General features: G+C 60.0%; 22 protein-coding genes. 10 read left to right on the forward strand and 12 right to left on the reverse strand.

Going from position 1 to position 26031, the window contains the following annotated elements:
- Positions 1-30: 30 nt before the first annotated feature.
- The 3 genes from AC0IXS_RS15040 to uvrD all read right to left on the reverse strand — a co-directional run bounded on the left by AC0IXS_RS15040 (position 31) and on the right by uvrD (position 4010).
- Positions 31-438 carry an SMI1/KNR4 family protein gene (locus AC0IXS_RS15040; RefSeq protein ID WP_004881680.1) on the reverse strand — a complete coding sequence of 136 codons (408 nt, stop codon included), beginning with the start codon at positions 436-438 and terminating at the stop codon, positions 31-33.
- A gap of 131 nt (positions 439-569) precedes the next feature.
- Positions 570-1412, reverse strand: coding sequence for a Tim44 domain-containing protein (locus AC0IXS_RS15045; protein ID WP_471825008.1), 843 nt, complete (start codon positions 1410-1412; stop codon positions 570-572).
- Between the two features lie 414 nt (positions 1413-1826).
- The gene (gene uvrD / locus AC0IXS_RS15050) at positions 1827-4010 is read right to left on the reverse strand and encodes a DNA helicase II (RefSeq protein WP_025995461.1); all 2184 of its coding nucleotides are present in this window, start codon (positions 4008-4010) and stop codon (positions 1827-1829) included.
- Positions 4011-4298: 288 nt separating this feature from the next.
- On the opposite strand from uvrD, the gene AC0IXS_RS15055 reads away from it, so the two are divergent.
- Both AC0IXS_RS15055 and hexR read left to right on the forward strand, forming a co-directional pair.
- Positions 4299-6791: a putative bifunctional diguanylate cyclase/phosphodiesterase gene (locus AC0IXS_RS15055; RefSeq protein WP_471826238.1), complete on the forward strand. Its 2493-nt coding sequence runs from the start codon at positions 4299-4301 to the stop codon at positions 6789-6791.
- Positions 6792-6974: 183 nt separating this feature from the next.
- Positions 6975-7841, forward strand: a complete 867-nt coding sequence (hexR, locus tag AC0IXS_RS15060; RefSeq protein WP_004881672.1) for a transcriptional regulator HexR — start codon at positions 6975-6977, stop codon at positions 7839-7841.
- Between the two features lie 98 nt (positions 7842-7939).
- On the opposite strand, the gene AC0IXS_RS15065 is transcribed toward hexR, so the two are convergent.
- Positions 7940-8251 carry a hypothetical protein gene (locus AC0IXS_RS15065; RefSeq protein ID WP_057410537.1) on the reverse strand — a complete coding sequence of 104 codons (312 nt, stop codon included), beginning with the start codon at positions 8249-8251 and terminating at the stop codon, positions 7940-7942.
- A gap of 221 nt (positions 8252-8472) precedes the next feature.
- Between AC0IXS_RS15065 and AC0IXS_RS15070 the strand changes: the two genes are divergently transcribed.
- On the forward strand, positions 8473-8694 hold the full coding sequence (locus tag AC0IXS_RS15070; protein ID WP_050575475.1) for a PA3496 family putative envelope integrity protein: 222 nt from the start codon (positions 8473-8475) through the stop codon (positions 8692-8694).
- On the opposite strand, the gene AC0IXS_RS15075 is transcribed toward AC0IXS_RS15070, so the two are convergent.
- Positions 8648-9583, reverse strand: coding sequence for a LysR family transcriptional regulator (locus AC0IXS_RS15075; RefSeq protein ID WP_206336075.1), 936 nt, complete (start codon positions 9581-9583; stop codon positions 8648-8650). The genes AC0IXS_RS15070 and AC0IXS_RS15075 overlap by 47 nt on opposite strands.
- Positions 9584-9778: 195 nt before the next feature.
- On the opposite strand from AC0IXS_RS15075, the gene AC0IXS_RS15080 reads away from it, so the two are divergent.
- Together AC0IXS_RS15080 and oadA are read left to right on the forward strand one after the other, a co-directional pair.
- Positions 9779-11194, forward strand: a complete 1416-nt coding sequence (locus AC0IXS_RS15080) for an acetyl-CoA carboxylase biotin carboxylase subunit (protein WP_025995457.1) — start codon at positions 9779-9781, stop codon at positions 11192-11194.
- Positions 11195-11204: 10 nt separating this feature from the next.
- The gene (oadA, locus tag AC0IXS_RS15085; RefSeq protein WP_057410539.1) at positions 11205-13013 is read left to right on the forward strand and encodes a sodium-extruding oxaloacetate decarboxylase subunit alpha; all 1809 of its coding nucleotides are present in this window, start codon (positions 11205-11207) and stop codon (positions 13011-13013) included.
- A gap of 332 nt (positions 13014-13345) precedes the next feature.
- Here oadA and AC0IXS_RS15090 read toward each other — a convergent pair whose 3' ends face one another.
- From AC0IXS_RS15090 to AC0IXS_RS15100, 3 genes are read right to left on the reverse strand one after another with little or no spacing between them, the layout of a single operon-like run.
- Positions 13346-14017: a GNAT family N-acetyltransferase gene (locus AC0IXS_RS15090; protein ID WP_057410540.1), complete on the reverse strand. Its 672-nt coding sequence runs from the start codon at positions 14015-14017 to the stop codon at positions 13346-13348.
- Positions 14018-14029: 12 nt separating this feature from the next.
- Positions 14030-14476: a GNAT family N-acetyltransferase gene (locus tag AC0IXS_RS15095; RefSeq protein ID WP_057410541.1), complete on the reverse strand. Its 447-nt coding sequence runs from the start codon at positions 14474-14476 to the stop codon at positions 14030-14032.
- Positions 14476-15114 carry an FMN-binding negative transcriptional regulator gene (locus tag AC0IXS_RS15100; RefSeq protein WP_122446443.1) on the reverse strand — a complete coding sequence of 213 codons (639 nt, stop codon included), beginning with the start codon at positions 15112-15114 and terminating at the stop codon, positions 14476-14478. The genes AC0IXS_RS15095 and AC0IXS_RS15100 overlap by 1 nt, the downstream gene beginning before the upstream one ends.
- 90 nt (positions 15115-15204) lie before the next feature.
- On the opposite strand from AC0IXS_RS15100, the gene pdxR reads away from it, so the two are divergent.
- The 3 genes from pdxR (at position 15205) to AC0IXS_RS15115 (ending at position 19048) form a co-directional block, all read left to right on the forward strand.
- Positions 15205-16767 (forward strand): MocR-like pyridoxine biosynthesis transcription factor PdxR, encoded by a 1563-nt coding sequence (gene pdxR, locus AC0IXS_RS15105; RefSeq protein WP_471825013.1) that lies wholly within the window; start codon positions 15205-15207, stop codon positions 16765-16767.
- Between the two features lie 53 nt (positions 16768-16820).
- Positions 16821-18032: a YeeE/YedE family protein gene (locus AC0IXS_RS15110; RefSeq protein WP_004881656.1), complete on the forward strand. Its 1212-nt coding sequence runs from the start codon at positions 16821-16823 to the stop codon at positions 18030-18032.
- A gap of 140 nt (positions 18033-18172) precedes the next feature.
- Positions 18173-19048: a bestrophin family protein gene (locus AC0IXS_RS15115; protein WP_162850630.1), complete on the forward strand. Its 876-nt coding sequence runs from the start codon at positions 18173-18175 to the stop codon at positions 19046-19048.
- Between the two features lie 67 nt (positions 19049-19115).
- On the opposite strand, the gene AC0IXS_RS15120 is transcribed toward AC0IXS_RS15115, so the two are convergent.
- From AC0IXS_RS15120 to aspA, 3 genes are all read right to left on the reverse strand, one after another.
- A complete protein-coding gene (locus AC0IXS_RS15120) occupies positions 19116-20120 on the reverse strand; it encodes an asparaginase (RefSeq protein ID WP_471825016.1) in 1005 nt (334 codons plus the stop codon).
- Positions 20121-20147: 27 nt separating this feature from the next.
- The gene (locus tag AC0IXS_RS15125) at positions 20148-21599 is read right to left on the reverse strand and encodes an alanine/glycine:cation symporter family protein (protein WP_029242125.1); all 1452 of its coding nucleotides are present in this window, start codon (positions 21597-21599) and stop codon (positions 20148-20150) included.
- 283 nt (positions 21600-21882) lie between these two features.
- Positions 21883-23307: an aspartate ammonia-lyase gene (aspA, locus tag AC0IXS_RS15130; RefSeq protein WP_004881647.1), complete on the reverse strand. Its 1425-nt coding sequence runs from the start codon at positions 23305-23307 to the stop codon at positions 21883-21885.
- Between the two features lie 285 nt (positions 23308-23592).
- Between aspA and AC0IXS_RS15135 the strand changes: the two genes are divergently transcribed.
- On the forward strand, positions 23593-24498 hold the full coding sequence (locus AC0IXS_RS15135) for a LysR substrate-binding domain-containing protein (protein WP_004881646.1): 906 nt from the start codon (positions 23593-23595) through the stop codon (positions 24496-24498).
- A 40-nt stretch (positions 24499-24538) separates the two neighbouring features.
- On the opposite strand, the gene AC0IXS_RS15140 is transcribed toward AC0IXS_RS15135, so the two are convergent.
- Positions 24539-25174 (reverse strand): hypothetical protein, encoded by a 636-nt coding sequence (locus AC0IXS_RS15140; protein ID WP_057408796.1) that lies wholly within the window; start codon positions 25172-25174, stop codon positions 24539-24541.
- A 363-nt stretch (positions 25175-25537) separates the two neighbouring features.
- On the opposite strand from AC0IXS_RS15140, the gene purE reads away from it, so the two are divergent.
- Positions 25538-26029, forward strand: coding sequence for a 5-(carboxyamino)imidazole ribonucleotide mutase (gene purE, locus AC0IXS_RS15145; RefSeq protein WP_004881642.1), 492 nt, complete (start codon positions 25538-25540; stop codon positions 26027-26029).
- The last annotated feature ends 2 nt before the right edge of the window (positions 26030-26031 follow it).

Below are 26031 nucleotides of genomic sequence, written 5' to 3' on the forward strand. Positions count from 1 at the left end.
ACACGTTCTGCAGACATGGCTCGACGGGTATCAGCTTTCCAGCCAGACGTCCCGCGCCCAGTGCCAGACCGATTCCCAGCTTTCTTCGGTGACCAGTTCTTCTTCGGCGGACCACAACAGCACAGTGCCGTCTTCTTCGACGCAGTAGTAGTCGTCGCCGTCCTGGCAGATCGGGATCAGCTCGCGCGGTACACCATCATCCCAGGCGGTTGCGGCCACATCCGGCAGGTAGGTGTGCGACTGCGGGTCAGTGACTGTAACGGGCTCGAGGCTGCCGTACACCACGTCGCTGACCGTCAGGAGAAACTCCTTGAAGACGAACGGGATGTTGATGAACAGCTGTTCCTCGATTTCGACCAACAGGTCTTCATCGGGCAGTTCGAGCGGAACCGGAACCGGTTCGTTTGCTTCACGCAGTTGTTCGATGACTTCTTCCACGACACGGATCCTCTTACTTGATGGCGCGGGTTATACAGTAGCGTAAAGCCTTTCTCAAAATAACTATCCGAACGGATAAACAAAAAACCCCGGACATGTCCGGGGTTCTGAACGCAATAACGGAATCTGGTTCAACCGTTCTGGCGAATTCCCGCGACCAGCCATGGCTGGTTGTCGCCTTGCGCACGTTCCATGTTCCAGCTTTCGCTGAACACTTCGCCCTGATCAAGGCGCGATGTTTTGGAAACGCCCGAGAAGGTCAGGGTCGCAATCGTCTTGTCGGCACGATCATCCACACCGTCCAGCTGGACGTTGAGATTATCGATGTAGGTCGACTGGAAACCATCGCCCAGGTCCGCACGTTCCTTTTTCAGGAACTGGAGCATTTGCGGGGTGACGAACTCCGCAATCTTGTCCATCTCGTTGGCGTCCCAGTGCTGCTGCAGCGACTGGAAGTGGCTGCGAGCGGCTTCAAGGAAGCGTTCCTCATTGAACCAGGCAGGTGCGTTGATCACAGGCGCTGCGGAAGCGGCCGGGCTGCTGCCGAAGATCGGGTTCTGCGCAGGCTGGCTGGCTTCACGCTGATAAGGCGCACCGGCACCGGCCATTTTCGGCTGTTGCTGCTGACGTCTGCGCGCAATGAAGCGGAAGATCAGGAAGGCGATGAGGCCCACGATCAGAATGTCGAACAGTTGCAGGCCCTGGAAGCCGTCGCCCATGAACATGGCTGCGAGCAGGCCACCGGCAGCGATGCCGGCCAATGGGCCCAGCCAGCGTGATGCGCCGCTGGCGGCAGGCGTCGGGCGACCGGCAGCGTTAGGGGCTGCGGCAGGCGTGGAAGGCGCAGTCTGGCGCGCCTGGTGGGTCGGTGCCGAGCCCATGCTCTTGCCACCACCGAAACGCGCGGCATTCACATCCAGGCTCAGAGTGAGCCCGATGCACAGCGCCATCGCGAAGCTAAGAAAACGTTGCATATGGGTATTCCCGTTTTGTGATTGCACGCGCGTCATGTTGCACAGCACATGGCTGCATGACCAGCACGTTAATGTTTCGGACTTTTACACAAACAGCGTAAGACATTTCGCTACAGCTTGTGGGATTGGTCGTCTGCACGTTCAGTTATACGCGCGTACAGCTGAATGAAAGCACAACCCGGATTGATGGTGGATTAAGTCCATGCTCCAAGTGGGCGTGTTGTCAGGGAGATATGTGTCGCATTCCAGAGCGGACGCGGAGCGTCCTGGGCGGCGTTACCACGCTGGAGCGTGGGAACGATCAGCGTGATCTCAAGCACACCGATCCTGCCCATGCTCCGCGTGGGCATGCAGCCGTGACGCTCTGCGTCACCTTCAAGGGCGGACGCAGAGCGCTGGGACAATCAGATCCGATTACAACGCCACCAGCTTCGCGTAGCCCATCATCAGCCACTTGCTGCCTTCGGCGAAGTTGACCTGCACGCGGGCCTGGGCGCCAGCGCCTTCGAAGTTGAGGATCACGCCTTCGCCGAAGACGGCATGCTGCACGCGCTGGCCCAGGGTGAACTCGGTTTCCGGGATGCCGGTACCGGTGAACAGGCTGCTGTTATTGACCTTCTGCGTGCCGCCGAATGGTCGGCTGACGCTGTTGGACAAGCGCACTTCCTGAATCAGCGCGGGCGGGATTTCGCGTACGAAACGCGAAACCTTGTTGTAGGTCTCGCTGCCGTACAGGCGACGCGTCTCGGCGTAGGTCATCACCAATTGCTGCATGGCGCGGGTAATGCCGACGTAAGCCAGACGGCGCTCCTCTTCAAGACGGCCGGGCTCTTCCAGGCTCATCTTGTGCGGGAACAGTCCTTCTTCCATGCCCACCAGGAACACGTGCGGAAACTCCAGACCTTTAGCGCTGTGCAGCGTCATCAGCTGGATGCTTTCTTCGTGCTCCTGGGCCTGAGTGTCACCGGCTTCCAGCGACGCATGCCCGAGGAAGGCGGCCAGCGGGGTCAGGTCTTCTTCACTTTCGGTGTTCTCGAAAGCGCGCGCGGCGCTGACCAGTTCCTCAAGGTTTTCTACCCGGGCCTGGCCTTTCTCGCCTTTTTCCTGCTCGTGATAGGTGATCAGTCCGGACTGCTCGATGACGGTCTGGGTCATCAGGTGCAGCGGCATGTCCATGACCTTGGCCGACAGGTTCTCGATCAACTCGATGAATCCGCCCAGCGCAGTCGCCGCACGGCCGGTCAGGCCTTTGTTGGCGACCAGCAGGCGCATCGCTTCCCACATCGACACGTCGGCATGGCGGGCATGCTCACGAATCGCTTCAACGGTCTTTTCACCGATGCCACGCGCCGGAACGTTGATGACCCGCTCAAGCGCCGCGTCGTTGCCGCGACCTTCCAGCAAGCGCAGATACGCCATGGCGTTCTTGATCTCGGCGCGCTCGAAGAATCGCTGGCCGCCGTAGATACGATATGGAATGCGCTCGCGCAGCAGGGCTTCTTCCAGCACCCGCGACTGGGCGTTGGAGCGGTACAGAATGGCGATGTCGTTACGCGAGATACCGGTCTTGAGCACGCTCTCGATGGTCTCGACCACATAGCGCGCTTCATCGTGTTCGTTGAAGGCGGCATACAGGCTGATCAGCTCGCCGTCGCCGACATCGGTCCACAGCTCTTTGCCCAGGCGACCGCTGTTGTTGACGATCAAGCCGTTGGCCGCTTTGAGGATGCTCGCCGTGGAGCGGTAGTTCTGCTCCAGACGGATGACTTCGGTGTCCGGGAAGTCGGACGAATACTGGTGAATGTTCTCGATCTTCGCGCCGCGCCAGCCGTAGATGGACTGATCGTCGTCGCCGACCACCATCAGGCTGTCGCCGCCCTGAGCCAGCAGACGCAACCAGGCGTACTGCACGGCGTTGGTGTCCTGGAATTCGTCCACCAGCACGTGGCGGAAGCGACGCTGATAGTGCGCCAGCAGACCGGGGTTGTCGCGCCACAGGTCGAGCGCGCGCAGCAGCAGTTCGGAGAAGTCGATCACGCCGGCACGTTGGCAGGCTGCCTCATAGGCTTCATAGATGCTGCGCATGGTGGTCAGGAACAGGTCGCCGCTGGCCTGAATGTGCTGCGGACGCAGCCCTTCGTCTTTCTGGCCATTGATGAACCACTGCGCCTGACGGGCCGGCCAGCGTTGCTCGTCCAGACCCAGCTCGCGGATCACGCGTTTGACCAGTCGTTGCTGGTCGTCGCTGTCCAGAATCTGGAAGGTCTGCACCAGCCCGGCTTCCTGCCAGTGCGCCCGCAACAGGCGGTGCGCCAGGCCGTGGAACGTGCCGACCCACATGCCTGCCGGGCTGATGCCCATCAGTTGCTCGATGCGGTGCCGCATCTCTGCGGCGGCCTTGTTGGTGAACGTCACCGACAGGACCGAGTGCGGGGAGGCTTGCTCGACCTGCATCAGCCAGGCGATGCGATGCACCAGCACACGGGTTTTGCCGGAGCCAGCACCGGCCAGGACCAACTGACGACCCAGGGAGGCGGCTACGGCCTGACGCTGGGCATCGTTGAGGGAATTAAGAAGAAGAGAGAGATCATCGCGCATCGGCGCATTCTAGGGTGCTGCGTCATGGTGGGCAAACCATGCTTTGCGTGGGCCAATAAAAAATCGCTGGCGCTGACGACCGGTCGGTCAGTGCAGCGAGCGTTGCGCGCCGTGCCTTGAGCGAGGGCAGATCACTCAGCGCAGTGGCATATTGATATTTTTGTTTGGTCCGGCAGTTTGGTCTGCCCGAGGCCTTGTGTATGCTCCGCACACGCTCAGGGCCAAGACTCCTTTTGAACGCTCCTGACCGGGCGCATGCGGGGTCTGATCAACGACAAGAACGACGCCATGACATACCGCTTCAGCGCGGGCGAGGTCCTCGAAAACACTCGCCGCGACCTCTACAGGCAGTTCGCCGCGCCTTTGGCGCTCGAACGCACGCGTCTTCTTTATCAAGGCTCACTGCTGCCGACGCTGTTCATGTTTCTGAACGGTCTTGTCTGTGCCTGGCTGCTCTGGGGCGCCGAACGCTATCTGCTGGTGTGGATCTGGCTGGGCTGGCTGTCTGCGCTTGTCTGCCTGCGGATCACCCAGGTCGCCGCGTTCGAGGCGGCCTCCAGAGAGCGTCAGGCGCAACCGGTCTGGCGCAGGATGTTTCTCATGGGCGCCTGTGTCAGCGGCCTGACCCTGGCCGCTGCGGCAGTGGTGCTGGTCCCGGTGGAAAATTTCGAGCAGCAGGCCTGGGTATTCGGCCTGATCGGCGCTGCGATCCTGTCTGCCAGCGTTGCCTACGCCGTCAGTATTTCCGCGTTTCTGGTGTTCAGCCTGTCTTGCCTGTTGCCGCCGATCCTGTACCTGTTCTGGGGTGGTGACATTCCGTTTCGCGGTTGGGGGTGGCTCGGCCTTATTCTGTTGTTTGCCTTGAGCGTGGTGGCGTGGCAGGTCAATCGTCTGCTGGAGCGCAGTTTGCTGAGGCGCTTCCAGAACCAGGCCCTGATCGAGCATTTGCAGCAGGCGCAAGCGACCAGTGATGCGCTCAACACCGAACTGGCTCATGAAATCGATCAGCGCCGCGAAGCCGAGCGCGGCTTGAGGGAGGCGCAGATCTGGCTGGAAGACCGTGTGGCTCAGCGCACCCTTGAGCTGGAGGAGGCCAATCAGGCGTTGAGCAAGAGCCCGCCGCGCCTGGCAGCCACCGTGTTTGACGCTGCCAGCGAAGGCATCGTGATCTTCGATCCGGACTACTGCATCCTCACGGTGAATCAGGCCTTCAGCCGGGTCAGTGGCTATCAGCCGGAAGATGTGATCGGGCGCCGGGTGACCGACATTGCCAGCAGCCGCGATGCGCGGCGTCACTTTCAGACCATTCATCAATCCCTGGAACAGACCGGGCAATGGCAGGGTGAGCTGGTCGAAGCACGTAAGAACGGCGAGCTGTATCCGCAATGGCTGCAGTTGAACGTTGTGCTCGATAAGGCAGGGAAACTAAGCCACATTGTCGGCTTCTTCTCCGATCTCTCATCGCGCCGTGCGGCAGAGGAGCGCATGCGCTACCTGGCATATTTCGATGAACTGACCGGACTGGCCAATCGTTCGCTGTTCAACGAACGGCTGCGTGAGGCTCGCGAGCGTGTCCGGTCGGGAGGCAGAAGTCTGGCGTTGCTGCATATCAATCTCGACCGCTTCAAATTGCTCAACGAAAGCCTGGGTCATGAAATCGCTGATCAACTGCTCAAGCATATTGCTCGTCGCTTGAGCAACGCCATGCCGGAAGCCGACACCATCGCAAGGCTCTCCGGCGACGAATTCGCCGTACTGTTTGACGGTTACTCGAACCTTTCCAGTCTGGCCCGTGTAACCAGTCGCCTGCTGGGCAAGTTGCGCGTACCGCTGTCGGTGGCAGGTCACGAACTGGTGATCAGCGCTTCGGTGGGCATCAGCCTGCTGTCGGATTCGGCCCGCGAGGTCCCTGCACTGGTGAGTCAGGCGAACATGGCGATGCAGCATGCCAAACACCTGGGCGGCAATAACTTCCAGTTTTTCACCCAGAGCCTGCAGGCCAGCACGCTCGAGCGCCTGCAGCTTGAAATTCAACTGCGCAGGGCTGTCGACGAACAGCAACTCCAGGTCTTCTATCAGCCCAAACTGTGCCTCAGGACCGGGCGCCTGGATTCTGCCGAAGCCCTGGTGCGCTGGCACCATCCGCAGCGCGGCATGGTTGCGCCGGGTGAGTTCATCGGGCTTGCCGAGGAGACTGGGCTGATCAGTGCCATTGGCGAGTTCGTGCTGCGCCAGGCCTGTTGGCAGGCGTGTGAGTGGCAGCGCCAGGGCATGGCGCCGATCAGGGTGTCGGTCAATCTTTCGGTGCATCAGTTGCGTCAGGGCAAGCTGGTGAGCCTGGTTCGCCAGGTGCTTGAGGAAACCGGACTGGCACCGCAGTGGCTGGAACTGGAGCTGACCGAAAGCCAGTTGCTCGACAGCGTCGAACACATCATTGCGACCTTTCAACAGTTGCGCGACCTGGGCGTAAAACTGGCCATCGACGATTTCGGCACCGGCTACTCTTCATTGAGTTACCTGCGACGGTTTCCGGTGGACTACGTGAAGATCGACCGCGCATTCATCAGCGGTTTGGGCGATGGCACCGAGGACGCCGCCATCATTCAGGCGATTATCTCCATGGCCCACAGCCTGGGGTTGAAAGTGGTTGCCGAAGGCGTGGAAAACCAGAGCCAGCTGGAATTTCTCAGGAGCCATGGCTGCGATGAAGTGCAGGGTTATCTGATCAGTCGCCCGATTGAAGCGACCGCGATGGCTGGAATTCTGCTTCACTCATTTTGAGCTGACTGTCGTATGCGGGAGAATTTCGCGTATGTAGGATTATTCCCACATATTTTTATGATTTGCCCTTCTAAATGCTGCGTCAGACCTTTCGCGTTCGTTTAACTGGGCGTCTCGCAGGTCATGTAGTATAACTACAAGAAAGCTACAACCCGCCCACCACTTCATTATCGAGTCTGCCTTTTGAATCTGCTGCAACACATCGCCCAGTCACGTCATCTGCTGCGCAAATCGGAGCTCAAGGTAGCCGACCATGTGCTGCTCGACCCTGCGGCTGTGATGCACAGTTCCATGGCTGATCTTGCCCATAGTGTGGGCATCAGCGAGCCCACCATCGTGCGCTTCTGTCGCGCCATCGGTTGCACCGGGTTTCAGGACCTCAAGCTCAAACTGGCTCAGAGCCTCGCCGCAGGTGCCAGCTTCGGGCAGTTCGCGATTCACGAAGACGATTCGGTCGCTGACTACAGCCTGAAGATTTTCGACACCACCCTGCATACCTTGATGGAAGTGCGCGAAAACCTCGACCCCCATGCGCTGCAACTGGCAGTCACTGCCATGGCGGGTGCCAATCGTGTCGAGTTCTATGGCTTTGGTGCATCCGGTGCAGTAGCAGCCGATGCACAGCACAAGTTCTTCCGCCTGCTGTTGACGGCGGCGGCGTACTCCGACCCGCATATGCAGGCCATGTCGGCGGCGACGCTCAAGCCGACAGACGTTGCAGTGTGCATCTCTCAGTCGGGCCGGTCCAAGGACCTGTTGATCACGGCAAATATGGTGCGTGAAAGCGGTGCGACCCTGATTACGCTTTGTCCGAGTCAGACACCATTGGCCGAGCTGTCATCGGTCAACCTGGCAATCGATGTTCACGAAGACACCGAGATCTATACTCCGCTGACCTCGCGCATCGCGCATCTTGTGGTGATCGATGTGCTGGCGATGGGTGTTGCCATGGCGCGTGGTCCGAGCCTGGTCAATCACCTTAAAAGCGTCAAGCGCAGCTTGCGCAGCCTGCGTCTGTCGCCGAAATCGATCAAGCCTCACGAAGACTGACAGCGTTCGCCGTCAGTAGCAGGCAGCAACTGAAACGCCCGCCAGAGACCTTGAGGTCACTGGCGGGCGTTTTCATTCGAGAGCGTGTTGCGCGTCGATCAGTGCGTAACTTCTACATCGTCAATGCATACCAGCAACTGGTCGTTCTGATAAACATGAACGGTGGTGATGGTTGCGTCGCTTGGCTGGGCGTATGTAACTCGCGCCTCGCCCAGAACCTGCAGGCCGAAGCCTTCTTTGCTGTAGCTCAGTTCCAGATTCAACTGGCCCGCTGCACCCGGTTTGCCACTAAGGGCCAGCGTGGGAATATCGTTGCTGGCACTGGTGGGTACGATGCCGGTTACTGTAAAGGTATTTACACCTGGCATCCGGTCATCGCGTGCACGCCAGTTCTTGTTGTCGATAGTCATTTTTCAGCTCCTTGCTGTAGAGGGTCTCACCGGCCGGTTGCCGGTGATTTGCGTCCTGCAGGGCCAGTGTCTGTCGATCGGTCTCTCGAATCGGAATACATATGTATTTTTTCTTGCTCGACAGCTTTGAAAAATGTAACGGCCTTGTCATGCATTCGCCGCGTCTCCGTAACAGCGAGGTGTGAAGATGCTCTTCCACGAAACGTATTGGGAGACAGGACATGGCTCGGCACTACGACGATTTACCCAACAGCACCGTGAAAACCCGCCGTCAGCAGGAAGATCAGCGTCGCATGGAATTTCGTCGCGCTATCGAGAGCTACTGTGAGGCGCGCCAGCTCAATCAGGACCTGTCTGATTACCTGGATGGCGTGACCGGCACCGTCTGGCAGACCCTCACGCCGTCCGAGGACGGCCGTCGAAACGTTCGACAAGCTGGCTGATCTGCGCACGTTCACTGCGAATGAATGCCAGAAAGGCGTGGGCTACCGGAGACAGGCGTTTGTCTCTGGCCTGAACCACGCACCAGCTTCGATACAGCGGCAACTCCGCCACGGGCAGCTCCGCGAGCGCGCCGGTGGCGAGTTCCTGACACACCGCATGACGTGTCAGCATTGCCAGTCCCAGCCCCGCCACAACGCATTCGCGCTGGGCCTCGCTTGAAGACACTTCCGACGTCTGAGTGAAGTGCACACGCTTCTCCTTGAAATACTCCTCGCAGGCCCGACGTGTGCCTGATCCAGGCTCGCGGGTCAGCAGCGGCCAGGGTTCCAGGTCCCGCAGGCTCAGTGACGCGTGGCTGCACAGCGGATGATCCGGCGGCGCCACGGCAACGATGGGGTTGTTGAGGAACGGCAGAAACTCCAGTCCCATGTCCTGCGGCACCATTGACATGATCACCAGGTCGTCACGGTTGTCCGAGAGTCTTCTGATCACCAATGCACGATTGACCACCGTCAGGTTCAGGCTGACTTCCGGGTGCTGGCGTTTGAAGGCGGCAAACAGGTGTGGGACGAAATACTTGCAGCTCGATTCGATGGCCAGCTTCAACTGACCTTGCAGCGAGCCCTGCATGTCAGAGAGCTGCATATCGAGGTTTTCCAAGCGGCCAAAAATATCTTTGCTGGCAGCCTGCAGCGCTTCGGCGGCTTCTGTGAGGTAGAGCTTTTTGCCGACGTACTCGAACAACGGCTGCCCGACCAGTTCTTCAAGCTGGCGAATCTGCAGACTGACTGCGGGTTGAGTCAGTGCCATTTCCTCAGCCGCGCGGCTGTAGGAGCGCAGGTCGCACACCTCATTGAAAATACGCAGTTGACGCAATGTCATACGCATCAATGACTTACGCATTCGTATAAGTTCCGGTTACCGGTCAGGATGATGACTATAAGCTTTTACTTATGGCTGACCCAACTTTTACTCATTTTTATTAATTCTCGATCAGGCATAGGGTGTCCCTGCGGCATTCAGTCACATGCTTCGTTACAAAAAGCAGCCAGGACGTTAGTCCTTAAGGTCGAGGAAACGCCAGTGATAACAAAAATACTGATTGCCAACCGGGGAGAGATTGCCGTCCGCATCGTGCGCGCCTGTGCCGAGATGGGCATTCGCTCGGTGGCGATCTTTTCCGACGCCGATCGCCATGCCCTGCATGTCAAACGCGCCGACGAAGCCTATAGCATTGGTGCCGAGCCGCTCGCGGGTTACCTGAACCCGCGCAAGCTGGTCAATCTCGCTGTGGAAACCGGATGTGACGCATTGCACCCCGGTTATGGTTTTCTCTCGGAAAACGCCGAACTGGCAGACATCTGCGCCGAACGCGGGATCAAATTCATCGGTCCATCCGCTGAGGTCATCCGCCGTATGGGTGACAAGACCGAGGCGCGCCGCAGCATGATCAAGGCCGGTGTGCCAGTGACGCCGGGCACCGAAGGCAACGTGGCCGACATCCATGAGGCGCTGATTGAAGGGGATCGCATCGGTTACCCGGTGATGCTCAAGGCGACTTCCGGCGGCGGTGGACGTGGCATCCGGCGCTGCAACAGCCGTGAAGAACTGGAGCAGGCCTTTCCCCGAGTCATCTCGGAAGCGACCAAGGCCTTCGGTTCGGCCGAGGTCTTCCTGGAAAAATGCATCGTCAATCCCAAGCACATCGAAGCGCAGATTCTGGGCGACAGTTTTGGCAACGTCGTGCATCTGTTCGAGCGCGACTGCTCGATTCAGCGCCGCAACCAGAAACTGATCGAAATCGCGCCGAGCCCGCAACTGACGCCGGAACAGCGCGCTTACATCGGCGATCTGTCGGTGCGCGCGGCCAAGGCGGTGGGTTACGAGAACGCAGGCACCGTGGAGTTTCTGCTCGCCGATGGTGAGGTGTACTTCATGGAGATGAACACCCGCGTTCAGGTGGAACACACCATCACCGAGGAAATCACCGGGATCGATATTGTTCGCGAGCAGATTCGCATCGCGTCCGGCCAGCCGTTGTCGGTCAAGCAGGAAGACATTATCCATCGCGGCTTCGCGTTGCAGTTCCGCATCAACGCCGAAGACCCCAAGAACAACTTCCTGCCCAGCTTCGGCAAGATCACCCGCTATTACGCACCCGGCGGCCCTGGCGTGCGCACCGACACGGCGATCTACACCGGCTACACCATTCCGCCGTTCTACGACTCGATGTGCCTGAAGCTGATCGTCTGGGCGCTGACCTGGGAAGAGGCGATGGACCGTGGCCTGCGTGCCCTGGACGACATGCGCCTGCAAGGGGTGAAAACCACGGCGGCCTATTACCAGGAGATTCTGCGCAACCCGGAATTCCGCAGCGGTGAGTTCAACACCAGCTTTGTCGAAAGCCACCCTGAACTGACCAACTACTCGATCAAGCGCAAACCCGAAGAGCTGGCTCTGGCCATCGCTGCCGCCATTGCCGCCCACGCAGGCCTGTAAGGAATACACCATGTCCAAGAAGATCTTTGTTACCGACACCATCCTGCGTGATGCTCACCAATCGTTGCTGGCCACACGCATGCGTACCGAAGACATGCTGCCGATTTGCGAAAAGCTCGACAAGGTCGGCTACTGGTCGCTGGAAGTCTGGGGCGGCGCGACCTTCGATGCCTGCGTGCGCTTTCTCAAGGAAGACCCGTGGGAGCGCCTGCGTCAGCTGCGTGCGGCGCTGCCCAATACCCGCCTGCAAATGCTGCTGCGGGGTCAGAACCTGCTGGGCTACCGTCACTACAGCGATGACGTGGTCAGGGCCTTCGTTGCCAAGGCAGCCGTAAATGGCATCGATGTGTTTCGCATCTTCGATGCCATGAACGACGTGCGTAATCTGCGCGTAGCGATCGAGGCGGTGAAGGCGGCTGGCAAGCATGCGCAAGGCACCATCGCCTACACCACCAGCCCGGTTCACACCATTGATGCGTTCGTGGCGCAGGCCCGGCAGATGGAAGCCATGGGCTGCGACTCGGTCGCCATCAAGGACATGGCCGGTCTGCTGACGCCTTTCGCCACCGGCGAGCTGGTCCGTGCGCTGAAAGCCGAACAGTCGCTGCCGGTGTTCATTCACTCCCATGACACGGCCGGTCTGGCTGCCATGTGTCAGCTCAAGGCGGTCGAAAACGGTGCTGATCACATCGACACCGCCATCTCCAGCTTCGCCTGGGGCACCAGTCATCCGGGTACTGAATCCATGGTCGCGGCGCTCAAGGGCAGCGAGTTCGACACCGGGCTGGATCTGGAACTGCTGCAGGAAATCGGTCTGTACTTCTACGCCGTGCGCAAGAAGTACCACCAGTTCGAAAGCGAATTCACCGCTGTCGATACCCGCGTGCAGGTGAATCAGGTGCCGGGCGGGATGATTTCCAACCTGGCCAACCAGCTCAAGGAGCAGGGCGCTCTCAACCGCATGAACGAAGTGCTGGCTGAAATCCCGCGGGTGCGCAAGGACCTGGGCTATCCGCCGCTGGTCACGCCGACCTCGCAGATCGTCGGTACCCAGGCGTTCTTCAACGTGCTCGCTGGCGAACGCTACAAGACCATCACCAATGAAGTGAAGCTTTATCTGCAGGGTGGTTACGGCAAGGCGCCGGGTCAGGTGGACGAGAAACTGCGCCGTCAGGCCATCGGCAACGAAGAGTTGATCGACGTGCGCCCGGCTGATCTGCTCAAGCCGGAGATGACCAAGCTGCGGGCTGACATCGGCGCGCTGGCCAAATCCGAAGAGGATGTCCTGACGTTTGCCATGTTCCCGGACATCGGTCGCAAGTTCCTCGAAGAGCGTGCGGCCGGAACGCTGACACCTGAGGTGCTGTTGCCGATCCCTGAAGCGGGCAGCGTTGCCCGTGCAGGCGGAGAGGGCGTGCCGACCGAATTCGTGATCGACGTGCACGGCGAGACCTATCGCGTGGACATCACCGGTGTGGGCGTCAAGGCCGAGGGCAAGCGCCACTTCTATTTGTCGATTGACGGCATGCCGGAAGAGGTGGTGTTTGAACCGCTCAACGAATTCGTCAGTGGCGGCGCCAGCAAACGTAAACAGGCACATGCGCCGGGCGACGTCAGCACCACCATGCCGGGCAACATCGTTGACGTACTGGTCAAGGAAGGCGACATGGTCAAGGTCGGCCAGGCCGTACTGATCACCGAAGCCATGAAGATGGAAACCGAAGTTCAGGCTTCCATCGCCGGCAAGGTCGTGGCCATCCACGTTGCCAAGGGCGACCGCGTGAATCCGGGCGAGGTCCTGATCGAAATCGAAGGCTGATCGGGCAGAGAGCCGATCCGACAGCTGATCCGTTTACCTCTGGGGGAGCCTTCGTGGCTCCCTTTTTTTATTCGTACAGCCGGGATGGGGCGCGGAGCATGGGCACGATCGGTGTGGGGTAGATCGATGATCGTTCCTACGCTCTGCGTGGGAATGCCGCTCAGGACGCTCCGCGTCCGCTCTCGAATGGGACGCGGAACGTCCCGGGATGCATGCCCACTTCAGAGCGATGGGCACGATCGGTGTGCGGGAGATCGACGATCGTTCCTACGCTCTGCGTGGGAATGCCGCTCAGAACGCTCCGTGTCCGACCCGGACCCGCACGCTGAAACCTACTGCCGAAACGCTTCCAGCCCTTTGATCTGCACGCCCTCCTTGAAGTTATCCACAGCCAGCCAGCCTTCGAATGCGGTCTGCAGGCTGGGCCATTCGCTGTCGAGGATCGAATACCACGCGGTGTCTCTGTTCAAACCCTTGACCACCATGTGCTGGCGGAAGGTGCCTTCGTAGCTGAAACCGAAGCGATCAGCGGCACGTTTGGAGCGGGCGTTGTTGGCGTTGCATTTCCATTCCAGGCGGCGGTTGCCCAGTCGAAAGGCTTCCCTGGCCAGCAGGTAGATCGCCTCGGTGCCCTTGGGCGTGCGCTGCATGGCGGCGCTGAAGGTCACGTGGCCGATCTCGATCCGGCCGTGTGCCGCGAAGATGGACAGGTAACTGATCACGCCCTCGGCCTTGCCGGTCTGCTGATTGATCACGGCATAGAACCATGGATCAGTCGCCACCTGATGCCCGTCCAGCCAGGCGTCGAACGCGCTGCGCTCGTTGAACGGCCCATAGGGCAGGTAGTCCCACAGCTTCGGGTCGGCAGCCGGCCCCTGGAGCACTGACCACAGATCATCCGCGTGTCGGGCTGTCTCCAGCTTTTCCAGGCGAATGAAGCGACCATTCAGGGTCTGCGGGCCGGGCAATGTCGCGGGTTGCCAATCCAGTGGAGTCTCGGACATCGATTGCTTCCTTCAAAGAGCCTTGCGAAATTGAATGTAGCCCGCGCGATCGGCGATGCGTTCATACAGCTGAATGGCCGTGGCGTTGGTTTCGTGGGTCAGCCAGTGAACCTTGTCACAGTCGTCGGCCTTGGCGGTCACGTAGACATGCTCGATCAACTGCCTGCCGATCCCGGTGCCGCGCTGTTCCGGCGCAACGATCAGGTCCTGCAGGTAGCAGGCGTTCCTGATGCTCCAGTTGGAGCGGTGGTAGATAAAGTTCACCATGCCCACCGCTTTGCCGTCCACCCACGCCAGGGCCGAGTGGGTCGGTTCCTGTGGGTCGAGCAGGCGCTGCCAGGTCACTTCGCTGACGCCTTCGGCCAGTTCGGTCTTGTAAAAGCGCAGATAGGCCTGCCACAGCGGCAGCCATGCGTGGTGGTCGTCAGCAGTCACTGGGCGAATCTGGATGTCACTCATCAAACGTTCTCCTGGGTACTCATCAAGCGGGCGAGTTGCTGTTCGTTGACTTTCGGGCTGGCGGCAAGACCGTCGCGGACCCCGGCGATGTCCGGGGCGCTGCGGTTCTGGCTGAGTTTGCGTTTGCCTTCCAGTCGCTGGACGGGCAGGGCGAAGCCAACGATAGCCCCCAGCATTTTCGCAATGTACTCGGCGGGGGCATCATCGATGGACCAGGGTTGTGCCCGATCAGATTCGTGTCTGGTCGTCAGCTCATCCAGAAGCTGACGCAGCCGTGGCGCGTCGGTAAAGGTTTCGGCCTTGCCGTAGGCATGAACCGCAAGGTAGTTCCAGGTGGGCACGACCTGACCATGCTCGGCTTTGCTCGGGTAATACGACGGGCTGACATAAGCGTCCTCGCCGGGAAAGATCACCAGCGTTTCGGCGCAGGTTTCCAGCTGCCGCCACTGTGGATTGCCCCTGGCCAGGTGGCCGTAGAGCGTCCCGTTGGGACCCTGGTCCTCGCGCAGCAGGAGGGGCAAGTGTGATGCCTGCATGCCGTCTTCGTTCCAAGTGACCAGAATCGCCAGGCGGGTCTGGTTCATCTGCTCATGGAGTCTGGATGTTTCGTTGTCTCGGAATGCTACGGGTGTGTACATGGCGGTACTCCTTGGCCGATGAACAGATCCTAGGCAAGGCATTGGTCTGTTGTAAGATCCATTTTCAATAGATTTCATAGAGCCAATCCGATGACGTCCGATGCGCCTGCATTCCCCTCCACGTTGACCGGCATCAGGCTGGACAGGCGTCAGGGCCTGAGCAAGCAGCTGTATCGTGAACTGCGCCAGCAGATACTGGACGCTCGATTGACCAGCGGAACGCGCCTGCCCGCCAGTCGCGAACTCGCGGACCTGCTGGCCATTTCCCGCAACAGCGTGATGCGCGCCTACGACCAGTTGTATGCCGAAGGTTTCACGGAAACCCGTGTGGGGGATGGAACCTATGTCACGCATTTGCCGGACCGCGCCAGCGCGTCCGATCAGGCTGGGAAAAGAAAACTATCCACCAACTTGTCCACAGGTTTGTCTACACCTTTGTCCACAGGCTTATCCACAGTTTTGCAGCAGGCTGCGGATAATATGGACGGTGAAGTTATCCACAGCTCTGCGCTTGATCGGATCAAAACTCACCATCTTCCAGCCCCTTCAGAGCAGGGCCCCAAGGCTTTTCGTGTCGGGGTACCCGCCTTCGATCTGTTTCCTTTCGCCTTGTGGGGCAAGCTCTACGCGGCTTTCTGGCGTCGTCCGGACCCTGCCTCGCTGGGCTACGGGGCCGCAGCCGGAGAGCCGAGGCTGCGAGAGCTGATCGCGGCGTACCTGCGTTCATCGCGCGGGCTGCAATGTACCGCTGAGCAAATTGTGATCACCAGTGGCGCCCAACACGCCATCAGCCTTTGTGCACAGCTGCTGATAGAGCCGGGCGAGAGCGTTGCGGTCGAAAATCCGGGCTATCGTGCGGCCGCTCATGCATTCGCCGTGGCCGGTGCCCGATTGAAAGGTGTGGCCGTCGACGAGGAAGGGCTGCGCTGCGCCGATCTCGCCCAGGCCAGTTGTAAATTGGCTTACGTCACCCCATCTCATCAATATCCGACCGGTACGGTCATGAGCCTGGCCAGACGCCTTGAACTGCTGGCCTGGGCCGAGAAGAGTCAGGGCTGGATTGTCGAGGACGACTACGATGGCGAATACCGTTACAGCGGTGCGCCATTGGCACCCCTGGCCGCACTGGATCGAGGCGGGCGAGTGCTGTACATCGGCACCTTTGGCAAAATTGTCTTCCCGGCGCTGCGGCTGGGTTATCTGGTGCTGCCGCAGGAACTGGTTCGGCCCTTCAGTCAGCGCAAGGCTGTGGACATGCGCCACACCGAAGTCAGCACCCAGGCGGTAATGGCACAGTTCATCGCCCTGGGGCACTTCCAGCGCCACATCCGGCGTATGCGTCGTGCCGCGCTGAGTCGGCGCAACGCGTTGCTCGCCGGTTGGCCCACCGATCTTGCAGGATGTGCGGCGATGCCCAGCGTGGCAGCGGGCCTGCATGTGATGGTCAAGGTCGACAGTCTGGCACGCGAGCAGGAGCTGGTGGAAAAGGCGTCCAGCGTCGGTGTGGAGATCAATGCCCTGAGCAGCTACTGGCTGCCGGATTCGACCGAACCCATGGATGAGCGGGCCGGGCTGGTGCTGGGTTTTGCCGCCGTGCCCGAGGCGCAGATCAGCGATGCGCTGGACAGGCTGCGCAAGGTCTGGTCCGAGTAAGCCTGTGGCACACGTATAATCGTTTCTTTCTGCTACTTGTCGTCGAGAGACCTATGAACACTTCCACTTCTGCAACACCCGGCCGTGCTTACGGCGCGCCGCTGGCGGCGTTGTTTCTGTTATTGATGGGCGCGCAGTTTCTGCTGCTCAGCGTCGGCGCTCATCAGGTCCTGCTATGGATCGTCGGCGCGGCGCTGGGCGTCACCCTGTATCACGCCGCGTTTGGTTTCACGTCGGCCTGGCGAGTGTTCATTCGTGAGCGGCGCGGTGCCGGCCTGCGTGCACAAATGGTGATGCTGGCCGTTGCTGTGGTGCTGTTTTTCCCTGCGCTCGGCGCTGGCACGCTGTTCGGGCAACCGGTCACGGGCCTGGTCGCGCCGGTCGGCGTTTCGGTGGTAGTCGGTGCATTCATTTTCGGTATCGGCATGCAACTGGGCGGCGGCTGTGCCTCTGGAACCCTGTTCACGGCAGGCGGCGGCAATGCGCGAATGCTGGTGACCCTGCTGTTCTTCATTCTCGGTTCGCTGATCGCCACTCACCACGTCGATTGGTGGTTCGCGCTGCCGTCGTTTCCGGCCACTTCGCTGGTCAAGAGCTTTGGCGTGATCCCGGCACTGATCGGCAACCTGGCCCTGTTCGCCCTGATTGCCTTTGTCACGGTGCGCCTTGAAAAACGTCGTCATGGCGAACTCGAAGCGCCTGTCACCAGCGAGCACACAGGTCTTCGACGCTTGCTGCGCGGCCCATGGGTATTGGTCTGGGGTGCTGTGGCACTGGCCGTCCTCAACTACGCCACACTCGCGCTGGCCGGTCGGCCGTGGGGCATCACCTCAGCGTTCGCGCTGTGGGGTGCGAAGGTCGCGAGCGGGCTGGGCGTGGATGTCGGCAGTTGGGTGTTCTGGCAAAGCGCGGCGAATGCCAAGGCACTGGCCGCGCCGGTCTGGGAAGACGTCACCAGCGTAATGGACATTGGCATCATGCTCGGCGCGTTGCTCGCCGCAGGCCTGGCCGGACGTTTCGCGCCTAACCTTGATATCCCGACCCGTTCGATCGTGGCCGCGGTAATCGGTGGTCTGTTGCTCGGCTACGGCTCTCGTCTGGCTTATGGCTGCAATATCGGGGCGTATTTCAGCGGCATCGCGTCCGGTAGTCTGCATGGCTGGCTGTGGCTGGTTGCGGCTTATGCCGGTAACGTCATCGGTGTCCGGCTGCGTCCGATCTTCTTTGCCGGTGAGCGTCCGCAAGTGGCGTTGAGCGGCTGCTGAAAAAGTTCGAACCCCTGAGATAAAGCGGGCCGTTTGCGAACCATCTCCCGGAATGGCATTCAAAGGCCATGCAGTAGCGAGGATGTCCGAATGCGGTCTCGCTTATTTATCGATGGGGTAGGCCTTTGCAGCAGACGATCATGGGAAAATTCCGATTTCTCGGCAAGACAATCGGTTATGTGGGCTGGTCGTTGTTCTGGCTGCTGATTTGGGACGTGATTGTCACGGTCGATTTCATGCTGTACCTGGAACGCAAGATCACCTTGCCGTCCATGCCGTTGACCCTGCTGGGTTCGGCGCTGGTGGTGCTGACCAGCTTCCGTAATTCCAGCGCCTACAACCGCTGGTGGGAAGCCCGTACCTTGTGGGGCGCGCTGGTCAACAGCTCGCGCAGCTTCGCCCGTCAGGTGCTGACGCTGGTCGAAGACGACGAGGGCGGCATCAATCCCGTGAAGGCCACATTGCTGCGCCGTCACGTCGCCTACGTCAAATGCCTGTCTGCGCACCTCAAGGGCGGACATTGCGGTGATGAGGTTCAGGCCCTGATCCCGCGTGAAGAGTTCGAGCGTCGGTTCGACACCAACAACTTTCCCAATGACCTGCTTAACACCTCGGCCGCGCTGCTGGCCAAGGAATACCAGTCCGGCCGGCTGGACAGCATCCGTCTGGCCCGTCTCGAGTCGACGATGGTGGACATTTCCAACTGCCAGGGCGGCATGGAGCGCATCGCCAATACGCCGCTGCCCTATCCGTACGTGGCGTTTCCAAGGCTGTTCATCACTCTGTTCTGTCTGATCGTACCGATCGGCCTGGTCGAAACCCTTGGCTGGTTCACGCCGCTGGCGTCCACTGTGGTGGGCTTCATGCTATTGGCAATCGAAAAGATCGGCACCGATCTGCAAAGCCCGTTCAAGGCCAGCGAGCATGAGATTCAGATGACGGCGCTGTGCGCAAATATCGAGCGAAATCTAGACTCGATGCTTCGTGGCGCGCAGGAGGAAAGCAAGGTTTCCTGAGGGAAGGGGTAATGCGATATTCCGGTTGACTCAGGCCAGTCCTGAGTCACCGAAACCTTTCAAATGCTCAGCGCAGCTCGCCACACAGATCCAGCTCGATCAGCCGTCGGACTTCTTCAGTCGTCAGGTCTGCGCCAAGCAGGGCATGCAGTTTGCCAAGTGCGGCCTCACGCGTCATGCCGCCACCGGACAGCACGCCGGCACCACGCAGGCGGCTTCCCGCTTCGTAGACATCCAGCTCCACGCCGCCTTCATGGCACTGCGTGATTGCGATCACGCAGACGCCACGGGCACGGGCGTCTTCCAGGCTGGCGATGAACTGCGGGTCGTCACTCGGGCCGGTGCCGTTGCCGAAGCATTCCAGTACCAGACCCTGAATGCCGCTGTCGATCAGGCCATTCAGTTGAGCGGCGCCGATACCGGGGAACAACGGCAACACCGCCACGCTGGCCATTGTCCTGGGCTGACGGTAGTCGAGTGCGTCAGGCAGGGAAACGGCAGCATGACCGCCACGCGAGCGCTGCAACGGCGCGAACGGGTTGCGCCCGAAGCTGCGGATCTTGGCGCAACGGGTCGGGTCCATCAGCTCGCCATGGAAATACAGGTGAACACCCGGCGCGAGCCCGTTACCGAGCGCGAGCAGGGCACCGTTGACGTTTTCCCAAGCATCGCTGTCCGGCACACCGGCAGGCAGCATGGAGCCGGTGAACACCACAGGAGCATCGAGCCCCAGCAACTGGAAACCCAGCGCCGCAGCGCTGTAGGCCAGGGTGTCGGTGCCATGCAGCACCAGCACGGCGTCACAACCCTGCACATCGACCGCTTCGATCACCGCTTCACGCAGACGCAACCAGTAGGCTGGCGTCATGTTGGCGCTGTCGATCAGTGGCGACATCTCGCGAAAGCGCCACTGCGGTACGACCAGTTCGGGGAGTTCGGCCAGTTGCCCGGCCATTCGGGCTTCGAAGCCCGACGCCGGGGCCAGGCCATTGGCGCTGGCCTGCATGCCGATGGTGCCGCCAGTGTAAAGAACCATCACTCGCTGAGCGGGTTGATGTGCTTCATGAGTCATGATTCTTCTCCTTATGGCGTTGAGTGCTTAGCGTGCTTCTGGAGCAGGCTTGCCTGCCACTTCAGCATCATGAACCGGCGTCTGCGACGGGTTGGCTGGCCATGCGGTGCGGTCCAGATCCAGATCAGGGAACTTGCTGGAATCGAACACCGGCGTTTTGATGCCTGCACGACGCTGGGCATCGTAGTCGCCCAGAATACGCTTCACGATCTTGAACAGCATCGCCAGTGCAATCAGGTTGACGAAGGCCAGCATGGTCATGGTGATGTCGGCGAAGGCCAGCACATCTTTCAGATCGACCACCGCGCCCCACAGAATCAGCACCAGTACCGCGATGCGGTAACCGATGATCGCGTTCTTCTTCTCACCGAACAGGAAACGCAGGCTGTTTTCACCCAGATAGTAGTTGTAGAGGATCGAGGTGAATACGAACAGCGCCAGTGCCACGCTGATGAAGATGCGGCCCCAGTCACCGACCACGGCAGCCAGCGAGTTCTGTGCGAGCACGATACCGTTGCCGTCGTAGCCAACGTCATAGATACCGGACAGCAGAATCAGCAGGGCGGTGCAGGTGCAGATCACAAAGGTGTCGAGGAACACGCTGAATGCCTGAACCACGCCCTGGGCAACCGGGTGCTCGACCTGAGCGACCGCAGCCACGTTTGGAGCACTGCCCAGACCGGCTTCGTTGGCAAACACGCCACGCTTGACGCCCATGACGATTGCGCTGCCGACCAGACCGCCGAACACCGGGTCAAGACCGAAGGCGCTGCGCACGATGGTCATCAACATGGCTGGAACGTGATCGATCTGCAGAACGATCACGTAGACAGTGACTGCGATGTAGATCAGGGTCTTGACCGGTACCAGCAGGTCGGAGATCGCAGCGATACGCTTGATGCCGCCAATGAACGCCAGGCCCAGCAGCACGACCAGGCAGATACCGGTGGTCATGGTGTCAACGCCGAAGGCGCTTTTGAGGGAGTCGGTCACAGCGTGCGATTGCAGGCCGTTGAAGGCGAAACCGAAAGTCACCAGCAGCAGAACCGCCATGACCATGCCCAGCCAGCGCTTGCCCAGGCCGTGCTGGATGTAGAACGCCGGACCGCCACGGAACTGGCCTTCAGAGTCCTTGCGCTTGTAGAGCTGAGCGAGGGAGCACTCGATGAAACTGCTGGACATGCCGACCAGTGCGGTCACCCACATCCAGAACACGGCACCCGGGCCGCCAAGTGTTACTGCAATACCGACGCCTGCGATGTTACCCGCACCTACGCGGCCTGCGAGGCTGAGCATCAGGGCCTGAAAGGAACTCAGTTGACCTGCGCTGCTCTTCAAGCTGTCGCGGAATACCGCAAACATATGGAAAAAGTGTCGAAACTGAACGAAACGTGAGCGGATCGTGAAGTAACTACCCAGGCCTACGATAAGTACGATCAGTACTTTACCGGAGAGAAAGTCGTTAATCATTTCCAGCATTTTTGTTATTCCTCGCTACTTTTGAGGGGGCGCACTATACCGGTGCAAAGTTTTTACGTCTGTAGCCGCTTTCTTGTGAGACTGATTCTTCATTTACGGCGCTGAATGAATGCTCTGTGGATAACTCCGCAAAGCGTTGTGCCAGAGGCTGTGAATCGCTATCGGATCCACTTTTTGCCAGCGGGCAAAAAAAAGGGTCTGGAGAATCACTCCCAGACCCTCAAAAAATTGAGGGGTGTCTAGGCCCTCAATCTGGTGAGCTTGTTGCGCAGGTCATTCCCTGTCAGGCCTTCAACGGCGCCAGACGGGGAGCGATCATGTTCTCAGGGCGCAGGATGTCATCGAGCATGGCGTCGTCGAGCAGGCCTTCCTCGCGAACCAGTTCCAGCACGCCGCGGCCGGTTTCCAGCGCGATGCGGGCGATACGGGTCGAGTTCTCGTAACCGATGTAGGGGTTCAGGGCCGTGACTAGACCGATCGAGTGCTCGACCAGTTCACGGCAGCGCTGTTCGTTGGCGGTGATGCCGACGATGCAGTGTTCGCGCAGCATGTCCATGGCGCGCTGCAGCAGGCGGATCGAGTCGAAGATCTTGTAGGCGATCAGCGGCTCCATCACGTTGAGCTGCAACTGGCCGCCCTCGGCCGCCATGGTCAGTGCCAGGTCGTTGCCGATGATTTCGAACGCCACCTGATTCACCGCTTCCGGAATCACCGGGTTGACCTTGCCAGGCATGATCGAGCTGCCTGGCTGACGCGCTGGCAGGTTGATTTCGTTGATGCCGGTGCGTGGGCCGCTGGACAGCAGGCGCAAGTCGTTGCAGATCTTCGACAGCTTGACCGCAGTACGCTTGAGCATGCCCGAGAACAGCACGAAGGCGCCCATGTCGGAGGTCGCTTCGATCAGGTCGGCAGCCGGTACCAGCGGCTGGCCGCTGATGGTCGCCAGACGTTCTACCGCAAGGTGCTGATAGCCAGGGTCGGCGTTGATGCCGGTACCGATTGCAGTGCCGCCCAGGTTGACTTCGGTCAACAGCTCCGGCGCCAGGCTGCGCAGGCGGTTCAGGTCTTCGGTCAGAGTGGTGGCGAAGGCGCGGAATTCCTGGCCCAGGGTCATCGGAACAGCGTCCTGCAACTGGGTACGGCCCATTTTCAGAACGTGGTTGAATTCCTGGCCCTTGGCCGCGAACGCCTGGATCAGACTGTCGAGGCTGGCGAGCAGAGCGTCGTGACCCAGCAGCAGACCCAGGCGGATGGCCGTCGGGTAGGCGTCGTTGGTCGACTGGGCCATGTTCACGTCGTTGTTCGGGTGCAGGTGCTTGTACTCGCCCTTCTCGAAACCCATGGTTTCCAGCGCGATATTGGCGATCACTTCGTTGGCATTCATGTTGGTTGAAGTGCCAGCGCCGCCCTGAATCATGTCAACCACGAACTGATCGTGGAAGTCACCGCGAATCAGGCGGGCACAGGCCTCGCTGATGGCGGCGTGCTTGGCATCGTTGAGGTGTCCGAGCTGGTGGTTCGCATCGGCCGCAGCCTGCTTGACCATGGCCAGCGCCACGACCAGTTTCGGGTAGTGCGAAAGCGGCACGCCGGACAGGTGGAAATTGTTGACCGCTCGCAGAGTCTGGATGCCGTAGTAGGCGTTTGCCGGTACTTCGAGAACACCCAGCAGGTCTTTTTCGATGCGCGATGATGCAGGCGAGGACATGATAAAAAAAGTCTCAAATTAGGTACGGACGATGCCGGAACGCAGCGGATGTTGGGCTTTGCGTTTAAAATTGACCAATGCTGTTAAACGCTGGGCTATGCACAAACGGCATAACAGGTGTGTGACTCGGCTTTTGTGCCGTGCGTAAAGGGGACAAAATGTCGCACCCTCACATGTTCTTGTCGCGGACAGGACGTAAAAGGTTTTTGTAGCGTCATCGCGAAAGGCATCGTCTCTAACCGCAGTCGCCTGTTGATGCAGTCAGCCATTGTCCGGGAGGACCTGATGAATCTGGAAAGCAAGTGGTTGGAGGATTTCAGCGCTCTGGCTGCAACCCGCAGTTTTTCCCAGGCCGCCGAGCGTCGTTTCGTGACGCAACCGGCGTTCAGTCGGCGTATCCGCAGCCTTGAAGCCGCGCTTGGGCTGACGCTGGTCAATCGGTCACGCACGCCGGTCGAGCTGACGGCTGCGGGGCAACTGTTTCTGGTCACGGCACGTACGGTGGTCGAGCAGTTGGGTGAGGTGGTTCGCCATCTGCATCACCTGGAAGGCGGGCAGGGCGAAGTCATGCAGGTCGCGGCGGCGCACTCCCTGGCGCTGGGCTTCTTTCCACGCTGGATCGCGCAACTGCGCAATGAAGGCCTGAACATTGCGACCCGATTGGTCGCGACCAACGTGGGCGATGCGGTGCATGCGTTGCGTGAAGGCGGCTGCGACCTGATGCTGGCTTTCTATGATCCTGATGCCGCATTGCAAATGGACGCTGAAATCTTTCCGTCCCTGCATCTGGGGCAAACCCAGATGCTGCCGGTCTGCGCCGCCGATGCTCAGGGCCAGCCGCTGTTCGATATGGACGGCGAGGCCAGTGTGCCGCTGCTGGCCTACAGCGCCGGTGCGTTTCTGGGCCGCTCGGTGAACATGTTGCTGCGCCAGCGCAACTTGCGCTTCACCACGGTTTACGAGACGGCGATGGCCGACAGCCTGAAAAGCATGGCGCTGGAAGGGCTGGGCATCGCCTGGGTGCCGCAGTTGAGTGTTCGTGCCGAGCTTGCGCGTGGCGAGCTGGTGGTGTGCGGCGGCCCGGAATGGCATGTGCCGCTGGAGATTCGTCTGTACCGCTGCGCACTGGTGCGCAAGGCCAATGTGCGATTGCTGTGGCGCAAGCTGGAAAGTGCGGCCGCTCAGGAGTGATTGCATGACGGGCCGCTTGCACGAGCGGCCCTTGTTTCAGTCAGGGATACTGACTGAGGTGAGCTTCGATGCGCCGCTTGTTCTCATTGCTGTAGACGTAGCAGTTGGCGCGAATCTGATTGCGGACCTCCAGCATATTGGTCTCACACCACCAGCCGCCGCGGTACAGAACCTCTGCCGCTTCATGAGTCCCGTCGAGCATATGGCCAAGCTCGTGCGCCGTGGCGTTATAGGTCGTCAATGACGCGATGGCCGTGTAGCCCTTGATGAGCGCAACGCCTCCTACCTCCCGATTGATCATGTCCTGAGTCAGCAGCATGTATTTGGTCGTCGGATTGTTGGGCAGGTTTCGCGCGTCGATGTACTGATCCACGCGATTCCTGAAATCCACTGAGATCCTTTCCAGATCGTCACCTTTATAAGCGAAGTCCGTCAATGTCGGGACATGGCGGATGAACTCCAGCTGGACACGCCGATGCGTGAAGCTTTCAAGGTCTGTCACGAACCAGGTGATGTAATCCTTGGCGAGACGCTCAAGGTCGTTTTCTCTGACATCGTCGTGCAGAAACAGAAAGAGAAACAGCGGGCGTTTTGCGGCGGGTCCATCAGCCAGTGCGCTCTGGCCCATCAAGAGCGCAGCGATCAACAGCAGGGGGCCTGTTACGATTTTCAACATGAATACTCATCCTTGAGTAGATATAACGGTCTGCCTGCCCGGACTGGGTCAGGCCATGAATACTTAATAGCAATGTTCTGCGGCAGGCAGTCAGGATGGGCAGCGGCGGCTGTAGTCTTGTTTGCGGGATGTTGCAGGCCGTGAACGACTCGACGTGTCGTCCCATGCTTCGCCTGTCGCAGGCTTTGCAAAAACCTTGTGCGGATGGTCGTCGAGGGGGCTGTCATCCTGCCGCTTTGAGGTATACTGCGCGGCCTTTGGCCGGTTGAATCGGTCATTATTCGTACAGCAAGCCACGCCGGTCCTCCTGCGTGGCTTGTTGTTTTTAGACGCGCCTGCGGGCGCCCGATGAGAGGCACGACGATGAGCGCACTGGTTGGCGTGATCATGGGCTCCAAGTCCGATTGGTCCACCCTTAGCCACACCGCCGACATGCTGGAAAAGCTCGGCATTCCCTACGAAGTGAAAGTGGTGTCTGCGCACCGCACACCGGATTTGCTGTTCCAGTACGCCGACGAAGCGGAAGGCCGTGGTATCGAGGTGATCATCGCGGGTGCCGGTGGTGCCGCTCACTTGCCGGGCATGTGTGCGGCCAAGACCCACCTGCCTGTGCTGGGCGTTCCGGTGCAGTCGTCGATGCTGTCGGGTGTCGATTCCCTGCTGTCCATCGTGCAGATGCCTGCCGGTATCCCTGTTGCAACACTGGCCATCGGCAAGGCAGGCGCGATCAATGCGGCCTTGTTGTCGGCGAGCATCCTGGGCGCCAAACACCCGCAATTCCACGTTGCGCTGAAGAAATTCCGCGCCGAGCAGACAGACAGCGTCCTGGACAATCCAGACCCACGCCACGCCTGAGG

The sequence above is a fragment of the Pseudomonas sp. AC016 genome, from assembly GCF_979253365.1.